A 16,462-nucleotide genomic window follows, 5' to 3' on the forward strand; every position below is an offset into this window, starting at 1 on the left:
AAATATCTGGCGAAAGGTTGTTCAAAAATCCACCAGTCCCGGTATGATCGCGCGCCCTGATGCACACGCTGGTAACAACCGATGATGAAACCCAACCTGATCGCCGCTGCGGAGATCGATCGCCTCGATACCTGGGCCAAGTATTCTGCACCTATGTGCGGCTCTTGTGTGTCCAGCTGCTGCACCCTGCCGGTCGAGGTCAAGATCAAGGATCTGATCCGCATCGGCATCGTCGACGAATTCGAGCGCGGCGAGCCGGCGAAGAACATTGCCAAGCGCTTGCAGAAGGAAGGGATCGTCGAGCGTTACAGCCAGAAGACCGAGATCTTCACCCTCCAGCGCATGAGCAACAACGACTGCCTGTACCTGGATCGTAAGAGCCGTCTGTGCACTATTTATGAAAAGCGCCCGGATACTTGCCGCAATCACCCGAAGATCGGTCCGCGACCGGGGTACTGCGCTTACAAGCCCAAGGAAGTGGCGCGCGAGACCAGTAGCAGCCGTCGCACCCTCGAAAAGTTCTAAACCCAAAGATCGCAGCCTTCGGCAGCTCCTACAGGTGTTCACATAACTCTGTAGGAGCTGCCGAAGGCTGCGATCTTTTGATTTTGCTCCAGACAAACAAAAACGCCCCCGATCTCGCGATCGGGGGCGTTTTTTTGTTCGTTAACTAAATGACTTAGTTACCGGACTTCTTGGCAGCGCGGGTACGCTCGCTTTCGCCCAGGATCTTCTTGCGAAGACGGATGGACTTAGGAGTGACTTCGCACAGTTCGTCTTCTTGCACGAACTCAAGAGCTTGTTCCAGGGTGAAACGGATAGGCGGAACCAGAGCGATGGTTTCGTCTTTACCCGAGGCACGCATGTTGTCGAGCTTCTTGCCTTTGGTTGGGTTGACGCCCAGGTCGTTGTCGCGGCTGTTGATGCCGACGATTTGACCTTCGTACACGTCTTCACCGTGACCCAGGAACAGTTTGCCACGAGCTTGCAGGGTTTCCAGCGAGTAAGTCAGAGCCTTACCGGTAGCAACCGAAACCAGCACGCCGTTCTGACGGCCGGACATGTCGCCGGACTTCATCACGTCGTAACGGTCGAAGATCGAGGTCAGGATGCCTGCACCGGAGGTCAGGGTCAGGAACTCGTTACGGAAACCGATCAGGCCACGTGCCGGGATGTTGTACTCAAGGCGCACACGGCCCTTGCCATCCGGAACCATGTTGGTCAGGTCGCCTTTACGGATACCGATCTGTTCCATGATCGAACCTTGCGATTCTTCTGGCAGGTCGATGGTCACGTTTTCGTACGGTTCGTGCTTCACGCCGTCAACCATGCGGATGATCACTTCCGGACGACCAACACCCATTTCGAAGCCTTCGCGACGCATGGTTTCGATCAGTACCGAGAGGTGCAGCTCACCACGGCCGGAGACTTTGAACTTGTCGGCGGTGTCGCCTTCTTCAACGCGCAGGGCAACGTTGTAGAGCAGCTCTTTGTCCAGACGTTCCTTGATGTTACGGCTGGTGACGAACTTGCCTTCACGGCCGCAGAACGGCGAGTCGTTAACCTGGAAGGTCATCGAAACGGTTGGTTCGTCAACGGTCAGCGGCTTCATCGCTTCGACGTTCAGTGGGTCGCACAGAGTGTCGGAGATGAACAGCTGGTCGAAGCCGCTGATGCAGACGATGTCGCCGGCAGCTGCTTCTTCAACGTCAACGCGGTGCAGACCGTGGTGACCCATCAGCTTCAGGATACGGCCGTTACGCTTCTTGCCGTCGGCATCGATCGCAACAACCTGGGTGTTCGGCTTGACGCGACCACGAGCGATACGGCCAACGCCGATGATGCCCAGGAAGCTGTTGTAGTCCAGTGCCGAGATTTGCATCTGGAACGGACCATCACGGTCAACTTTCGGTGCTGGTACGTTGTCGACGATCGACTGGTACAGCGGGGTCATGTCTTCAGCCATGTCGGTGTGGTCCAGACCGGCAATGCCGTTCAGGGCCGAGGCGTAGACGACTTTGAAGTCCAGCTGTTCTTCGGTAGCACCGAGGTTGTCGAACAGGTCGAAGATCTGGTCCAGAACCCAGTCCGGACGCGCGCCTGGACGGTCAACCTTGTTGATCACCACGATCGGACGCAGGCCGGCTTCGAAAGCCTTCTTGGTCACGAAACGGGTTTGCGGCATAGGGCCGTCTTGAGCGTCAACCAGCAGCAGAACGGAGTCAACCATCGACATTACGCGTTCAACTTCGCCGCCGAAGTCGGCGTGGCCCGGGGTGTCCACGATGTTGATGTGGTAGCCGTTCCAGTTGATGGCGGTGTTTTTCGCCAGAATGGTAATACCGCGCTCTTTCTCCTGGTCGTTGGAGTCCATCACGCGCTCGTCGTTGAGCTCGTTGCGCTCCAGGGTGCCGGATTGACGCAAGAGTTTGTCTACCAGGGTGGTTTTACCATGGTCAACGTGAGCAATGATGGCGATGTTGCGTAGATTTTCGATCACTTGTGTATCTCGATCAGAGGATTCGGTGTGCTGACAAGTCTTGGCAGCGATTTACAGTAGAGTCAGGCCTTGCCGTTACAGCTTGACGGCAGAGTCGGGGGGCCGGTGACGCAGGCCACAGGCATACAGCCCCGGGCTCTTAGCTCGGTCGATAAACGCGCACATTGGCATGCCCCTCACTGAGCAAATGGTGGGCATGCAGGCGACTCATCACGCCTTTGTCGCAATACAGCAGGTACTGGCGAGTAGGGTCCAGTTCCTTGAAACGAGCGTTCAATGCATAAAACGGCATCGTCTGTACCTCAATGCCAGCCAGCTCCATCGGGTCGTCTTCAGCGGCATCCGGATGACGGATGTCGATGACGATCTGGCCCGCGAGGGCTTCGCTGACTTCTTCGATTTGCAAGTCCTGGCCCAATTCGTCGATCACGCGATCGATCGGTACCAGCTTGGCGTTCTCGAGCGCACGCTCGAGAACCGCCATGTCGAATTCTTTCTCTTCGTGCTCCACGCGCGGACGCTTGGCGTGGGTCTTGGGGTTCACCGAGATGACCCCACAGTATTCCGGCATGTGCTTGGCGAAATCGGCCGTACCGATTTCGTTGGCCAGATCGATGATGTCCTGCTTGTGGCTGGCGATCAGCGGTCGCAAGACCAGCTTGTCAGTCACGCAGTCGATCACGGACAGGTTCGGCAGCGTCTGGCTCGATACCTGGGAAATCGCTTCACCGGTGACCAGCGCCTCGATTTCCAGCCGATCGGCAATACGGGAAGCAGCGCGCAACATCATACGCTTCAAAACTACGCCCATATGACTGTTATCGACTTTTCCGAGGATTTCTCCCAGTACTTCTTCGAACGGCACACTGACAAATAACACGCGTTGGGAGCTGCCGTACTTCTTCCAGATGAAGTGCGCGACTTCCATCACCCCCAATTCATGGGCCCGTCCGCCCAGATTGAAGAAGCAAAAATGGCTCATCAGCCCGCGACGCATGATCTGGTAGGCAGCAACCGTTGAATCGAAGCCACCCGACATCAGTACAAGCGTCTGCTCCAGGGCGCCCAGCGGATAACCGCCGATGCTGTTGTGCTGGTTGTGGATGACGAACAACCGTTTGTCGCGAATTTCGATACGAACTTCGATTTCCGGCTCTTTTAGAGAGATTCCGGCAGCGCCGCACTGACGACGCAGCTGACTGCCGACATATTTCTCGACATCCATCGAGCTGAATTCATGCTTGCCGGCACGCTTGCAGCGCACCGAAAAAATCTTCCCGGCCAAGGATTCGCCGAAGTGCAGCTTGCACTTCTCCACGATGTCGTCGAAGTCACCCAGGGGGTACTCATCGACCTGCAGGAAATGCGCGATGCCCGGCATGCAGCTCAGGCGCTCGGTCATCTCCTTCAGGGCCTTGGGCTCGCTGACGCGGGTTTCCAGCTCGAGATTGTCCCACACACCGTTCACCACCACGGCCGGGTCCAGGTCGCGGAGCACGGTGCGGATGTTCTTGGCCAACTGGCGGATGAAACGCATCCGTACCGGGCGGCTCTTGATGGTGATCTCGGGGAAGACTTTTACGATTAGTTTCATGAAAACAGCGCGCGCTGGGCCAGCCGAAAAAGGGGGGCGCGGATTATAGCGGAAATTGCTCAAGGTTTAACCAGTTAATATGCAGAAGGTTTTGCGCGCACCAAAACAGGTCGTTTGTGTGATCATGCGCCACATAACAGGGCGCGAATTTGCCGTTATGAGCGCTTTGCACCTTTATAAGCGTGAATTTGGGGCGAAAAACCCATGCTGGGGCACTGGCATGCAATTTGCTCCCTTGTGAGGCAGGTTGCCTTGGCAGAGTATTCGCGCCGGCATCACCCACATTCCAAGGGCAATCCACTACCAAAGCCCGAAGCCACCCGGAGGACACTATGTCGAAGTCGGTTCAACTCATCAAAGATCATGACGTCAAGTGGATTGATCTGCGCTTCACGGACACCAAAGGCACTCAGCACCACGTGACCATGCCGGCTCGCGACGCGCTGGATGAAGCTTTCTTCGAAGAAGGCAAAATGTTCGACGGTTCCTCCATCGCTGGCTGGAAAGGCATCGAAGCCTCCGACATGATCCTGCTGCCGGACGACAGCACTGCGGTCCTCGACCCGTTCACCGAAGACCCAACGCTGATCCTGGTCTGCAACGTGATCGACCCTTCGACCATGCAAGGTTATGACCGCGACCCGCGCGCCATCGCCCACCGCGCCGAGGAATACCTGAAGTCGACCGGTATCGGCGACACCGTATTCGTTGGCCCGGAGCCAGAGTTCTTCATCTTCGACCAAGTGAAGTTCAAGTCCGACATCTCCGGCTCGATGTTCAAGATTTACTCCGAGCAAGGCTCGTGGATGTCCGACCAGGACATCGAAGGCGGCAACCACGGCCACCGTCCAGGCATCAAAGGCGGCTACTTCCCGGTTCCACCGTTCGACCACGATCACGAAATCCGTACCTCCATGTGTAACGCCATGGAAGAAATGGGCCTGACCATCGAAGTTCACCACCACGAAGTGGCAACTGCCGGCCAGAACGAAATCGGTGTGAAGTTCAACACCCTGGTCGCCAAGGCTGACGAAGTTCAGACCCTGAAATACTGCGTACACAACGTTGCTGTCGCTTACGGCCGCACCGCGACCTTCATGCCTAAGCCACTGTACGGCGATAACGGCTCGGGTATGCACGTTCACCTGTCCATCGCCAAAGATGGCAAGAACACCTTCGCTGGCGAAGGTTATGCCGGCCTGTCCGACACCGCCCTGTACTTCATCGGCGGCATCATCAAGCACGGTAAGGCCCTGAACGGCTTCACCAACCCGTCGACCAACTCCTACAAGCGTCTGGTCCCAGGCTTCGAAGCTCCGGTAATGCTGGCCTACTCGGCTCGCAACCGTTCCGCTTCGATCCGTATTCCTTACGTGTCGAGCCCGCGCGCTCGCCGTATCGAAGCCCGCTTCCCGGATCCAGCAGCCAACCCATACCTGGGCTTCGCTGCACTGCTGATGGCTGGCCTGGACGGCATCCAGAACAAGATCCACCCTGGCGACGCAGCTGACAAAAACCTGTACGACCTGCCGCCTGAAGAGGCGAAAGAGATCCCACAAGTTTGCGGCAGCCTGAAAGAAGCCCTGGAAGAGCTGGACAAAGGTCGTGCGTTCCTGACCAAAGGCGGCGTGTTCTCCGACGATTTCATCGACGCTTACATCGCCCTGAAAAGCGAAGAAGAAATCAAGGTTCGCACCTTCGTACACCCACTGGAATACGAGCTGTACTACAGCTGCTGATCCGGTAGCGCTGCAACACGCGGCGTGACAAAAAGAGGCCTCCTTCGGGAGGCCTTTTTTATTTCCAGGATTTTGCAGCGGACAGCTCTGCATTTTTTTGCAAACAGTTCGTCGAGGTCGGCCCAGGGGAGTTGCTCTACAATTTCGACTCTTTTTCAGCAGGAACCCTATAGCCGAGCGGGCAAATAGGCTTCCTGCGCAAAGCCGGTTCTGTAGCCGATCTCCGACAAGAAACAACGAATTTTCCCAGGCCGTTATCGGCATCGTCCGGCATCAATCTTTTTGTGGTGTTCGTAGCCTTCATCGACTACCGAACCTCAAAGGATGGAGCGATGAAACCCTGCGCACTCATTCCCCTGCTCTTCGCAACTTTGGCCTCCTGCACTCTGCCGGGCTGCAGCCCCGCATCAGCACCTGCGAGCATCGAACGCGAGGTTCTGCTGCAGAGCAGCACATCTTGGGACAGTACGCCTTATGTTCGCTATCCCGATGCCGCGCCCGAACTGTCGCTGCTAAAACTCAAGATTCCGGCCAATACCGAACTCAACTGGCACAAGCACCCCATACCCAACGCGGCGTACATTCTTTCCGGAGAGCTGACAGTGGAAAGCAGGGACGGTGGCCAGGTTCGACTCTTCAAAAAGGGCGAGGCGCTGGCCGAGATGGTTGATACCACCCACCGCGGCAAAACCGGTGACGTGCCCGTGGAACTCATTGTGTTCTATGCTGGCAGCCAAGGTATTCCACTGTCGGAGTAGCCTCGCAACAGGGAGTCTGAATGCGGCCATTGTTAATGCTTATGCTTCTGGCCTCGGCGGCTCCTGCCATGGCCGGGATCTACAAGTACATCGACGCCCAAGGCAACACGGCCTACAGCAACCAACCGCCCGATGGGGTGGTGGCGCAGCCGGTCGAGTTGCCCCCGCTTAACAGCGTCGAATCCCAAGCGCCAGCTGCGCCGCCCATCGCCCCCGTAACTGAAGAACAGCCGCGTAGCGCATACGAGGTGCTGGAGGTGACCAACCTCCCCTCCAGCGAGGCGCTACGTGCCAATAACGGCACCTTTACCGTAGGCGTGCTGATCAAACCGCGCCTGCAAGGCCCCCACCTGTTCAGGCTGCTGCTGGATGACCAGCCTTACGGTCAGCCAAGTAACGTGCCGAGCCTGCAACTGGTAAACATTGATCGCGGCACCCACAGCCTGGCGGTACAGGTAATAAGCGGCGACAGCATTGTGCAGCAGAGCCCGACTGTGACCTTCACCGTGCAACGGGTGCACACGCCGTGAAGGCCTGGCTGTTGATCGCTTGCCTGATCGCCGTGCCGGCGTCGGCTGAAGTCTTCACCTACGTCGATGCCCAGGGCAATCGGGTCTTCACCGACCAGCCCGGCTCGGGCAATGCGAAACGCGTGCCCCTGGCACCAGGCAATCGCATGTCCGCCAACCCGACCAGCGCCAGGCCGGTGACGGCGAGCAAACAGACTGAGCCCGCGACCATTTTTCGCTATGACATGCTCAGGGTGCTGGTGCCAGAACCCGATGCCACGCTACGCAGCAATGCCGGGGAACTGATTGTCAGCGTGACCAGCGAACCCAAACTCCAACATGGGCACCGCTACCGCCTGCTGCTGGACGGCAAACCCACTGCCGAACCCGGCCTGAGCCCGGTATTTGCCCTCACCAATGTCGACCGTGGCAGCCATCACCTGTCGGTCGAGATACTCGACCAGCAAGGGCGCACCGTGGAGCGCACCGCCAACCAACCCTTTCATATGCTGCGCATCTCCCTCGCCCAGAAACGCCAGGTAACACCCTGCGCCCTCACCGACTTCGGCCAGCGCCCGGAATGCCCGCTGAAGGACAAACCCGAAGAAGAAAAAACCTCCTTCTTGAAGTTTTTCTAACGCTTACATCTGATCGCACTATATTGGTGCGAATAGTTGCCTCCTACCCACTTCTCATCCCATTTTGGTTCGAAACTACCCGTGGAAGCTGGCATAACGCCACGCAAAAGAGCGTCAAACGCCTGTTTCAGGCGATCGACGCTTCTTTTCAGAGCCTTGGTTTGGTTTTTGCATTTTCCAGTAACAAACGCTTTTTTCTTGCGCACGCCCTGCTCCAAAAGAGGTCCTGATGACCATTAGCGACGCACTGCACCGCTTGCTGCTCGATAACCTGACGACTGCCACCATCCTGCTAGACGCCCAGTTGCGCCTGGAGTACATGAACCCGGCGGCCGAAATGCTCCTGGCAATCAGCGGGCAGCGCAGTCACGGGCAATTCATCAGTGAGTTGTTTACCGAATCCACAGAAGCGCTGAACTCCCTGCGCCAGGCGGTTGAACAGGCCCACCCTTTCACCAAGCGCGAAGCAATGCTCACCGCCCTCACCGGGCAGACCCTGACTGTTGACTACGCAGTGACACCGATCCTGGCCAATGGCGACACCATGCTGTTGCTCGAAGTCCACCCGCGGGATCGCCTGTTGCGCATCACCAAGGAGGAGGCGCAGCTCTCTAAGCAGGAAACCAGCAAGATGCTGGTGCGCGGCCTGGCCCACGAGATCAAGAACCCGCTGGGCGGGATTCGTGGCGCAGCGCAACTGCTGGCCCGTGAGCTGCCCGAGGAAAGCCTGCGCGATTACACGAACGTGATCATTGAAGAAGCCGATCGCCTGCGCAACCTGGTTGATCGCATGCTCGGCTCAAACAAGCTGCCATCGCTGGCCATGTGCAACATTCACGAAGTACTGGAGCGCGTCTGCCACCTGGTGGAAGCCGAAAGCCAGGGCTGCATCAACCTGGTGCGCGACTACGACCCAAGCATTCCCGACGTCCTGATCGATCGCGAGCAGATGATTCAGGCGGTACTTAACATCGTGCGCAACGCGATGCAGGCCATCAGCAGCCAGAATGAGTTGCGACTTGGCCGCATCAGCCTGCGTACCCGCGCCATGCGCCAGTTCACCATCGGCCACGTGCGCCATCGCCTGGTGACCAAGATCGAGATCATCGACAACGGCCCCGGCATACCTGCGGAACTTCAGGAAACCATCTTCTTTCCCATGGTCAGCGGCCGCCCGGACGGTACCGGACTGGGCCTGGCCATTACCCAGAACATCATCAGCCAGCACCAGGGCCTGATCGAGTGTGACAGCCACCCAGGCCACACCACCTTCTCGATCTTTCTGCCACTGGAACAAGGAGCCACATCGACATGAGCCGTAGTGAAACCGTGTGGATCGTCGATGACGACCGTTCTATCCGTTGGGTCCTGGAAAAAGCCTTGCAGCAGGAAGGCATGACCACGCAAAGCTTCGACAGCGCCGATGGCGTGATGAGCCGCCTGGCGCGCCAGCAGCCGGACGTGATCATCTCCGACATCCGCATGCCCGGCGCCAGCGGCCTGGACCTTCTGGCGCGGATTCGCGAACAGCACCCACGGCTGCCCGTGATCATCATGACTGCTCACTCGGATCTGGACAGCGCTGTCGCGTCCTATCAGGGCGGCGCGTTCGAGTACCTGCCAAAACCGTTTGACGTCGACGAAGCCGTATCCTTGGTGAAGCGCGCCAATCAGCACGCCCAGGAGCAACAAGGCCTGGAAGTCGTCCCGACGCTGACGCGCACCCCGGAAATCATCGGCGAAGCGCCGGCGATGCAGGAAGTGTTTCGCGCCATCGGGCGCTTGAGCCATTCCAACATCACCGTACTGATCAACGGCGAATCCGGCACCGGCAAGGAGCTGGTTGCCCACGCGCTGCACCGCCACAGCCCTCGAGCGGCCTCGCCGTTCATCGCACTGAACATGGCGGCAATCCCCAAGGACCTGATGGAATCCGAGTTGTTCGGCCATGAGAAAGGTGCCTTCACCGGCGCGGCCAACCTGCGCCGCGGGCGTTTCGAGCAGGCGGATGGCGGCACCCTGTTTCTTGATGAAATCGGCGACATGCCGGCCGACACTCAGACTCGCCTGCTGCGGGTTCTGGCTGATGGCGAGTTTTACCGGGTGGGCGGCCATACACCGGTCAAGGTCGACGTGCGAATCATCGCCGCGACTCACCAGAACCTGGAAACCCTGGTGCACGCGGGTAAATTCCGCGAAGACTTGTTCCACCGCCTTAACGTCATCCGCATTCACATCCCGCGCCTGTCGGATCGTCGCGAAGACATCCCGACCTTGGCCAAGCACTTCCTCGCCCGCGCCGCCCAAGAGCTGGCGGTGGAGCCGAAGCTGCTCAAGAGCGAGACCGAGGAGTACCTTAAAAACCTGCCATGGGGCGGCAACGTGCGTCAGCTGGAGAACACCTGCCGCTGGATCACGGTGATGGCTTCCGGTCGCGAAGTGCACATCAGTGACCTGCCGCCAGAGCTGCTGAACCTGCCCCAGGATTCGGCACCAGTCACCAACTGGGAGCAGGCGCTGCGCCAGTGGGCCGATCAAGCCCTGGCTCGCGGCCAGTCGAGCCTGCTCGACAGTGCGGTGCCGGCGTTTGAACGGATCATGATCGAAACCGCCCTCAAGCATACCGCTGGCCGTCGGCGTGATGCCGCGGTGTTGCTGGGCTGGGGTCGCAACACCCTGACTCGCAAGATCAAGGAATTGGGGATGAAGGTTGATGGCGGGGATGATGACGAGGGGGAAGAGGGCTAAACAGCTTTAGATCTTCGCTGACCGTTAGATCCAATCGCGGGCAAGCCTTGCTCCCACAGGGATCGTTGGTGTTCACGCAATCGTGGGCACCAATGATCCCTGTGGGAGCAAGGCTTGCCCGCGATGCTTTTGGCGCCAACGTGCACCGACTGAATGCACCGTGAACCGCAATCGCGCACGAATGCTGATTTAAAACCCCGCCTGCTTTCGCAACCGAACCCCAACCGAAAAAACACGAAAGCCCCGAATTACGGGGCTTTCGGCGTTTTGGCCAGGGTTTATGTATCAACTTGTTAAAACCTGGCACGCCCCCTGCAATAGTCCATTCAGTGAATCAGTTCACTACCCAGTTTCGGGGACCTTGGTACAGGCAGGCCGGGGATTCCCCTCTTTACACCGGGCTCACACCGCACAAGCGACGAGCCCACCCAGTTTTGGGGCCCTTGATACAGGCAGGTCAGGGGTTCCTTCTTTACACCGGGCTGACGCCGCAATGCGCGAGCCCTCCCGTTTTGGGAACCTTGGTACAGGCAGGCCGGGGATTCCCTCTTTTATTGCTCCCGGAGATGGATCTCCAGTCGCCAACGGTCATCGACCTCGCTACCGACCCACTCACCCAGCAGTGGCCTCGCAGCCACCACGGTCAGCAACAATCCCCCATCACTCATTCGCACTCGCCAGTTCACGCTTTTGTCGTTGAGCTTGAGCTGCCCTTTCTGCGCCTTGCCATCGGCGGCGAACAGCAATGCCAGGCTGCCGTCGACGATTTCGCCATGGGTCTTGGGTTCGTTGTTGAACCACACCACCAATCCGTCGCTCGTCACCTCTACCTGTTGCAGCTCAGTGGGGTCTGGTGTGGTCAGACGGCCGATCATCAACCCGACCATGACGCCAACAATCGCCAAAGACCCCATCACCCGAGGTAATAGTTTCGAACGCCGATCCACGGGCGGCGTAGAATGCCGGTCATCTTTATCTTCGGAGCCGTGCATGTTTCACGTCATCCTCTTCCAACCAGAAATTCCGCCGAATACCGGCAACGTTATCAGGCTGTGCGCCAACAGTGGCTGCCACCTGCATTTGATCGAGCCCCTGGGCTTCGAGATGGACGACAAGCGCCTGCGCCGGGCGGGGCTCGATTATCACGAGTACGCCACCCTGCAACGACACGCCGACCTTGCCAGCTGCCTGGAAAGCCTCGGTCACCCACGCCTGTTCGCCTTCACCACCAAGGGCTCGCGGCCGTTCCATGATGCGAGCTTCGCCGAGGGCGACGCGTTCCTGTTCGGCCCGGAAAGCCGTGGCCTGCCAGCCGAAGTGCTGGACGCCCTGCCGGGTGAACAACGTCTGCGCCTGCCGATGCGTGAGGGTTGCCGCAGCCTGAACCTGTCGAACACCGTGGCCGTCGCAGTGTACGAAGGCTGGCGCCAGCTGGGCTTCAAGTAACACCGCATAGCAAATGTGGGAGCGGGCTTGCTCGCGAAGGGGTCATAACATTCAACCTCATCGTTGACTGTTACACCGCTTTCGCGAGCAAGCCCGCTCCCACATTGGACTTGCTTTGACTCAGGACCGTTATTGAACGGTCGGAGTCTCGCCAGCCGCCTGCATGCGTTGCAGCTCTTGCGCGTACAGCGCATCGAAGTTCACCGGAGCCAGCATCAGGGCCGGGAACGAGCCGCGGGTTACCAGGCTGTCCAGGGTTTCGCGAGCGTACGGGAACAGGATGTTCGGGCAGAAAGCACCCAGTGTGTGGCTCATCGAAGCGTCGTCCAGGTTCTTGATCAGGAAGATCCCGGCCTGTTGCACTTCGGCGATGAACGCCACTTCGCCGCTCTCACCGTTTTTAACGGTAACCGACAAGGTCAGCACGACTTCGTGGAAGTCACCTTCCAGCGCCTTCTGACGGGTGTTCAGATCCAGACCGACGCTCGGCTCCCACTGCTGGCGAAAGATCGCCGGGCTTTTCGGGGCTTCGAAGGACAAGTCACGTACGTAGATGCGCTGCAAGGAGAATTGCGGTGCGGTTTCTTCTTCGCTAGCTGCAGTGTTCTGTTGGTCAGTCATCTCAGATCCTTTCTGATCTTGGGTCTTATAGGGAAGGCGTTCAGGCCTTGAGCAGGGCGTCGAGCTTGCCGGCGCGCTCAAGGGCAAACAAATCATCACAGCCACCGATGTGGCGCTCACCGATCCAGATTTGCGGAACGGATGTCCGTCCGGCTTTCTGGGCCATGGCGGCGCGCACCTGCGGCTTGCCATCGACCTTGATCTCTTCGAAGGCCACGCCTTTGTTCTCGAGCAGGTACTTGGCTCGCGAGCAGTAAGGGCAGTAATCGCTGGAATAGACGACGACGTTGCTCATATCACTTCACCAGCGGCAGGTTGTCGCCTTTCCAGCTGGAGATCCCGCCGGACAGCTTGGCGGCAGTGAAGCCGGATTTCATCAGCTCGCGGGCGTGAGTGCCAGCGGTCTGACCCATGGCGTCGACCAGGATGATGGTCTTGGCCTTGTGCTTTTCCAGTTCGCCGACACGAGCGGTCAGTTTGTCGTGAGGAATGTTCAGCGCACCAACAATGTGACCGGCGGCGAAGTCCTTGGTCGGACGAATGTCGATCACCACGCCTGCGTCCTTGTTGACCAGCCCGGTCAGCTCACCGGTGCTCAGGCTACGACCGCCGCCCTTCATTTCATGGGCGATCAGCAGAGCCAGCAGAACGGCGAAGATACCGACAAGCAGATAGTGAGTGGTGGCAAATGCAATCAGGTGATCAACCATTGAAGGAGGTTCCAGGGCGTTAAAATGTCGGCCAGTATACACAGCCACTATGGTGGGCCAAACCCCGTCCGGCGGTGACGTGGCCGGAACTTCGCTTTAAACTGCCACTCCCTTTTCCATTGCCCTCTTTTAACTCAGCCACGAGTGGAATCCATGACTACCACGCCTAAACCTTTGGTCCTGATCATCCTCGACGGCTTCGGTCACAGTGAGAGCCCTGAATCCAACGCCGTATTCGCCGCGAAGAAGCCTGTGCTGGACCGCTTGACTGCCTCCGTACCCAACGGCCTGATCTCGGGCAGCGGCATGGACGTCGGCCTGCCGGATGGCCAGATGGGCAATTCCGAAGTTGGTCACATGAACCTCGGTGCTGGCCGCGTTGTGTACCAGGACTTCACTCGAGTGACCAAATCGATCCGCGACGGCGAGTTCTTCGAGAACCCGACCATTTGCGCCGCCGTGGATAAAGCCGTCGCTGCCGGCAAAGCCGTGCACTTCATGGGCCTGCTGTCCGACGGCGGCGTTCACAGCCACCAGGATCACCTGGTTGCCATGGCGGAGTTGGCCTACAAGCGCGGCGCCGAGAAAATCTATCTGCACGCCTTCCTTGACGGCCGCGACACCCCACCGAAGAGTGCCCAGTCGTCGATCGAACTGCTCGATGCCAGCTTCCAGGCGCTGGGCAAAGGCCGAATCGCCAGCATCATCGGCCGTTACTTCGCCATGGATCGCGACAACCGCTGGGACCGCGTCTCCCAGGCCTACAACCTGATTGTCGATGGCAACGGCGAATTCAACTCCGCCACTGCCCAGGAAGGCCTGGAAGCCGCTTACGCACGCGGCGAGAGCGACGAATTCGTCAAGGCCACCTCCATCGGTGAGCCGGTCAAAGTCGAAGACGGCGATGCCGTCGTATTCATGAACTTCCGCGCCGACCGCGCCCGGGAACTGACTCGGGTGTTCGTCGAAGACGATTTCAAGGAATTCGAACGTGCACGCCAGCCGAAGCTGGCCGGCTTCGTGATGCTGACCCAGTACGCTGCCAGCATTCCTGCCCCTTCGGCCTTCGCCGCCGGCAGCCTGGACAACGTACTGGGTGATTACCTGGCAAAAAACGGCAAGACCCAGCTGCGCATCGCCGAAACCGAGAAATACGCGCACGTGACCTTCTTCTTTTCCGGCGGTCGCGAAGAACCGTTCCCGGGCGAAAAGCGCATCCTGATTCCGTCGCCGAAAGTCGCCACCTACGACCTGCAGCCGGAAATGAGCGCACCGGAAGTCACTGACCGAATCGTCGACGCCATTGAAAACCAGCGTTATGACGTGATCGTGGTCAACTACGCCAACGGCGACATGGTCGGCCACAGCGGCGTATTCGATGCGGCGGTGAAGGCGGTTGAGTGCCTGGACCTGTGCGTGGGCCGCATTGTCGATGCGCTGGAAAAAGTGGGCGGTGAAGCGCTGATCACGGCTGACCACGGTAACGTCGAGCAGATGTCCGACGAGTCTACTGGCCAGGCTCATACCGCTCACACCACTGAGCCGGTGCCGTTCATCTATGTCGGCAAGCGTGACTTCAAGGTGCGTGATGGCGGCGTTCTGGCGGATGTGGCGCCGACGATGTTGATGTTGCTGGGGATGGAAAAACCAGCTGAGATGACCGGCACCTCGATCCTAGTCTAACCAGCCCATAACCCTATAGGAGCGAGCCTGCTCGCGATCGCAATCTGACAGCCAACATCATTGTTGAATGTTAAGACGCCATCGCGAGCAGGCTCGCTCTTACAGGGGGCAGCGCTGATTTTCAGTCCGGTTATCACACAGCCCCAATTGGGCGTTTTTTTTGCGGCGCTTGGCGGGCATACTAGGCCGTCCCTTTCCCTGGTGTCGCCCGCCTTTATGCTTCGCGTCCTGATAGCCCTTGCCCTGACTTGCCTGCTCCAACCGGCCTTCGCTGACGAGCGCGCGCAAACCCAACAGCAGTTGGACGCCACGCGTCAGGATATTGCCGAGCTAAAAAAACTGCTGGGCAAGCTCCAGGAAGAAAAATCCGGAGTCCAAAAGGACCTCAAAGGCACCGAGACCGAAATGGGCAAGCTCGAGAAGCAGGTCGACGCCCTGCAAAAAGAGCTGAAGAAAAGCGAAGCCGAGCTGCAGCGACTCGATGCCGAGAAAAAAAAACTCCAGAGCGCGCGCGTTGAACAGCAACGACTGATTGCCATCCAGGCTCGGGCGGCCTACCAGAACGGGCGTCAGGAGTACCTGAAGCTGTTGCTGAACCAGCAGAACCCGGAAAAATTCGCCCGCACCCTCACCTATTACGACTACCTGAGCCAGGCCCGCCTGGAACAGCTGAAAAATTTCAACGAGACCCTGCGGCAACTGGCCAATGTCGAAAAAGATATCGACATGCAGCAGGCTCAACTGCTGGTGCAGAAAAGCAGCCTGGACAGCCAGCGAGACGAACTCGAAAAAGTTCGCCAGGAACGCCAGCAGGTACTCGCCAAGCTCAACCTTGACGTCAAGGCTCGCGACCAGAAACTGGCAGCCCGCGAGCAAGATCAGGCAGACCTGTCTAAAGTCCTTAAAACCATCGAAGAAACCCTGGCCCGTCAGGCCCGTGAGGCAGAAGAAGCGCGGCAAAAAGCGCTGATCGCCCAGCAGGAAGCCGAAAAAAAGCGTTTACGTGAGGCCCAGGCAGCAGCAGAAGACACGTCTGACGCCCCACGCAAACAGGTCAAATCGACACCCGGGGCATTGGTCTCCAGCTCAGGCGAAACCTTCGGTGGTGCTTTTGCTTCCACTCGGGGAAAACTTCCATGGCCTGTTGATGGTCGATTGCTGGCACGCTTTGGCGAAACCCGTGGCGATGACGCGCGTACCAAGTGGGACGGCGTGATGATCAGTGCGTCCGCAGGCAGCCAGGTGCATGCCGTGCATGGTGGTCGTGTAGTGTTTGCCGACTGGCTGCGTGGCGCTGGCCTGCTGGTCATCCTCGATCACGGCAACGGGTTCCTGAGTCTGTATGGTCACAACCAGACGCTGTTGAAGTCTGCAGGTGACGTGGTTAAAGCCGGTGAGTCCATCTCCACTGTCGGCAGCAGTGGCGGACAGGACACACCAGCGTTGTATTTTGCTATTCGTCAGCAGGGTCACCCGAGTGATCCGGCGCAATGGTGCCGCGCGCAAGGATAAGCAC

The 16,462-nt window shown here is 58.6% G+C and carries 17 protein-coding genes; 10 read left to right on the plus strand and 7 right to left on the minus strand.

The features are described from left to right. The first annotated feature begins 84 nt into the window (after window positions 1–84). Window positions 85–525, plus strand: coding sequence for a YkgJ family cysteine cluster protein (locus ORL50_RS06600; RefSeq protein ID WP_027922155.1), 441 nt, complete (start codon window positions 85–87; stop codon window positions 523–525). Between the two features lie 154 nt (window positions 526–679). Here ORL50_RS06600 and typA read toward each other — a convergent pair whose 3' ends face one another. Then, window positions 680–2,500 carry a translational GTPase TypA gene (gene typA, locus ORL50_RS06605; RefSeq protein ID WP_266011322.1) on the minus strand — a complete coding sequence of 607 codons (1,821 nt, stop codon included), beginning with the start codon at window positions 2,498–2,500 and terminating at the stop codon, window positions 680–682. A gap of 139 nt (window positions 2,501–2,639) precedes the next feature. Then, the gene (thiI, locus tag ORL50_RS06610) at window positions 2,640–4,094 is read right to left on the minus strand and encodes a tRNA uracil 4-sulfurtransferase ThiI (RefSeq protein WP_266011324.1); all 1,455 of its coding nucleotides are present in this window, start codon (window positions 4,092–4,094) and stop codon (window positions 2,640–2,642) included. A 332-nt stretch (window positions 4,095–4,426) separates the two neighbouring features. Here thiI and glnA point away from each other — a divergent pair, with 332 nt between their 5' ends. The 4 genes from glnA (at window position 4,427) to ORL50_RS06630 (ending at window position 7,738) form a co-directional block, all read left to right on the plus strand. Beyond that, window positions 4,427–5,833, plus strand: coding sequence for a type I glutamate--ammonia ligase (glnA, locus tag ORL50_RS06615; RefSeq protein WP_045061991.1), 1,407 nt, complete (start codon window positions 4,427–4,429; stop codon window positions 5,831–5,833). Between the two features lie 332 nt (window positions 5,834–6,165). Then, the gene (locus ORL50_RS06620; protein WP_266011327.1) at window positions 6,166–6,591 is read left to right on the plus strand and encodes a cupin domain-containing protein; all 426 of its coding nucleotides are present in this window, start codon (window positions 6,166–6,168) and stop codon (window positions 6,589–6,591) included. Window positions 6,592–6,611: 20 nt separating this feature from the next. Further along, on the plus strand, window positions 6,612–7,121 hold the full coding sequence (locus ORL50_RS06625) for a DUF4124 domain-containing protein (RefSeq protein WP_266011329.1): 510 nt from the start codon (window positions 6,612–6,614) through the stop codon (window positions 7,119–7,121). Further along, on the plus strand, window positions 7,118–7,738 hold the full coding sequence (locus ORL50_RS06630; protein ID WP_266011331.1) for a DUF4124 domain-containing protein: 621 nt from the start codon (window positions 7,118–7,120) through the stop codon (window positions 7,736–7,738). Before ORL50_RS06625 ends, ORL50_RS06630 begins: the two co-directional genes overlap by 4 nt. Here ORL50_RS06630 and ORL50_RS06635 read toward each other — a convergent pair. Continuing rightward, window positions 7,735–7,944 (minus strand): hypothetical protein, encoded by a 210-nt coding sequence (locus ORL50_RS06635; protein WP_266011333.1) that lies wholly within the window; start codon window positions 7,942–7,944, stop codon window positions 7,735–7,737. The two genes, ORL50_RS06630 and ORL50_RS06635, sit on opposite strands and share 4 nt — an antisense overlap. A gap of 23 nt (window positions 7,945–7,967) precedes the next feature. Here ORL50_RS06635 and glnL point away from each other — a divergent pair, with 23 nt between their 5' ends. Both glnL and ntrC read left to right on the plus strand, forming a co-directional pair. After that, window positions 7,968–9,053 (plus strand): nitrogen regulation protein NR(II), encoded by a 1,086-nt coding sequence (gene glnL / locus ORL50_RS06640; RefSeq protein WP_266011335.1) that lies wholly within the window; start codon window positions 7,968–7,970, stop codon window positions 9,051–9,053. After that, entirely contained in the window at window positions 9,050–10,486 is a 1,437-nt protein-coding gene (gene ntrC, locus ORL50_RS06645; protein WP_045061995.1) for a nitrogen regulation protein NR(I), read from the plus strand. Before glnL ends, ntrC begins: the two co-directional genes overlap by 4 nt. A 551-nt stretch (window positions 10,487–11,037) precedes the next feature. Here the strand turns inward: ntrC and ORL50_RS06650 are convergent. Next, window positions 11,038–11,478, minus strand: a complete 441-nt coding sequence (locus ORL50_RS06650) for a hypothetical protein (protein ID WP_266011337.1) — start codon at window positions 11,476–11,478, stop codon at window positions 11,038–11,040. Here ORL50_RS06650 and ORL50_RS06655 point away from each other — a divergent pair. Then, window positions 11,477–11,932, plus strand: a complete 456-nt coding sequence (locus ORL50_RS06655; protein ID WP_007949025.1) for a tRNA (cytidine(34)-2'-O)-methyltransferase — start codon at window positions 11,477–11,479, stop codon at window positions 11,930–11,932. The two genes, ORL50_RS06650 and ORL50_RS06655, sit on opposite strands and share 2 nt — an antisense overlap. 129 nt (window positions 11,933–12,061) lie before the next feature. Here the strand turns inward: ORL50_RS06655 and secB are convergent, their stop codons facing one another. From secB to ORL50_RS06670, 3 genes are read right to left on the minus strand one after another with little or no spacing between them, the layout of a single operon-like run. Then, window positions 12,062–12,553 (minus strand): protein-export chaperone SecB, encoded by a 492-nt coding sequence (gene secB / locus ORL50_RS06660; protein ID WP_045061997.1) that lies wholly within the window; start codon window positions 12,551–12,553, stop codon window positions 12,062–12,064. Window positions 12,554–12,593: 40 nt separating this feature from the next. Next, window positions 12,594–12,848 carry a glutaredoxin 3 gene (gene grxC / locus ORL50_RS06665; RefSeq protein ID WP_045061998.1) on the minus strand — a complete coding sequence of 85 codons (255 nt, stop codon included), beginning with the start codon at window positions 12,846–12,848 and terminating at the stop codon, window positions 12,594–12,596. 1 nt (window position 12,849) lies between these two features. Beyond that, complete coding sequence (locus tag ORL50_RS06670) at window positions 12,850–13,263, minus strand: rhodanese-like domain-containing protein (RefSeq protein WP_247292360.1); 414 nt, start codon at window positions 13,261–13,263, stop codon at window positions 12,850–12,852. 153 nt (window positions 13,264–13,416) lie between these two features. Here ORL50_RS06670 and gpmI point away from each other — a divergent pair, with 153 nt between their 5' ends. Further along, window positions 13,417–14,946: a 2,3-bisphosphoglycerate-independent phosphoglycerate mutase gene (gene gpmI, locus ORL50_RS06675; RefSeq protein WP_266011353.1), complete on the plus strand. Its 1,530-nt coding sequence runs from the start codon at window positions 13,417–13,419 to the stop codon at window positions 14,944–14,946. Window positions 14,947–15,162: 216 nt separating this feature from the next. After that, a complete protein-coding gene (locus tag ORL50_RS06680) occupies window positions 15,163–16,458 on the plus strand; it encodes a murein hydrolase activator EnvC family protein (protein ID WP_266011355.1) in 1,296 nt (431 codons plus the stop codon). Window positions 16,459–16,462: the final 4 nt, after the last annotated feature.

It is taken from the genome of Pseudomonas sp. RIT-562 (assembly GCF_026241895.1).
GTDB classification, from domain to species: domain Bacteria; phylum Pseudomonadota; class Gammaproteobacteria; order Pseudomonadales; family Pseudomonadaceae; genus Aquipseudomonas; species Aquipseudomonas mandelii_F.

What these genes read in the sequence shown, in the direction of transcription:
- ORL50_RS06600 (WP_027922155.1), top strand. Translation starts at nt 85, where the DNA reads ATGAAACCCAACCTGATCGCCGCTGCGGAGATCGATCGCCTCGATACC.
- thiI (WP_266011324.1), bottom strand. Translation starts at nt 4,094, where the DNA reads ATGAAACTAATCGTAAAAGTCTTCCCCGAGATCACCATCAAGAGCCGC.
- glnA (WP_045061991.1), top strand. Translation starts at nt 4,427, where the DNA reads ATGTCGAAGTCGGTTCAACTCATCAAAGATCATGACGTCAAGTGGATT.
- ORL50_RS06620 (WP_266011327.1), top strand. Translation starts at nt 6,166, where the DNA reads ATGAAACCCTGCGCACTCATTCCCCTGCTCTTCGCAACTTTGGCCTCC.
- ORL50_RS06625 (WP_266011329.1), top strand. Translation starts at nt 6,612, where the DNA reads ATGCGGCCATTGTTAATGCTTATGCTTCTGGCCTCGGCGGCTCCTGCC.
- glnL (WP_266011335.1), top strand. Translation starts at nt 7,968, where the DNA reads ATGACCATTAGCGACGCACTGCACCGCTTGCTGCTCGATAACCTGACG.
- ntrC (WP_045061995.1), top strand. Translation starts at nt 9,050, where the DNA reads ATGAGCCGTAGTGAAACCGTGTGGATCGTCGATGACGACCGTTCTATC.
- ORL50_RS06655 (WP_007949025.1), top strand. Translation starts at nt 11,477, where the DNA reads ATGTTTCACGTCATCCTCTTCCAACCAGAAATTCCGCCGAATACCGGC.
- ORL50_RS06650 (WP_266011337.1), bottom strand. Translation starts at nt 11,478, where the DNA reads ATGCACGGCTCCGAAGATAAAGATGACCGGCATTCTACGCCGCCCGTG.
- secB (WP_045061997.1), bottom strand. Translation starts at nt 12,553, where the DNA reads ATGACTGACCAACAGAACACTGCAGCTAGCGAAGAAGAAACCGCACCG.
- grxC (WP_045061998.1), bottom strand. Translation starts at nt 12,848, where the DNA reads ATGAGCAACGTCGTCGTCTATTCCAGCGATTACTGCCCTTACTGCTCG.
- ORL50_RS06670 (WP_247292360.1), bottom strand. Translation starts at nt 13,263, where the DNA reads ATGGTTGATCACCTGATTGCATTTGCCACCACTCACTATCTGCTTGTC.
- gpmI (WP_266011353.1), top strand. Translation starts at nt 13,417, where the DNA reads ATGACTACCACGCCTAAACCTTTGGTCCTGATCATCCTCGACGGCTTC.
- ORL50_RS06680 (WP_266011355.1), top strand. Translation starts at nt 15,163, where the DNA reads ATGCTTCGCGTCCTGATAGCCCTTGCCCTGACTTGCCTGCTCCAACCG.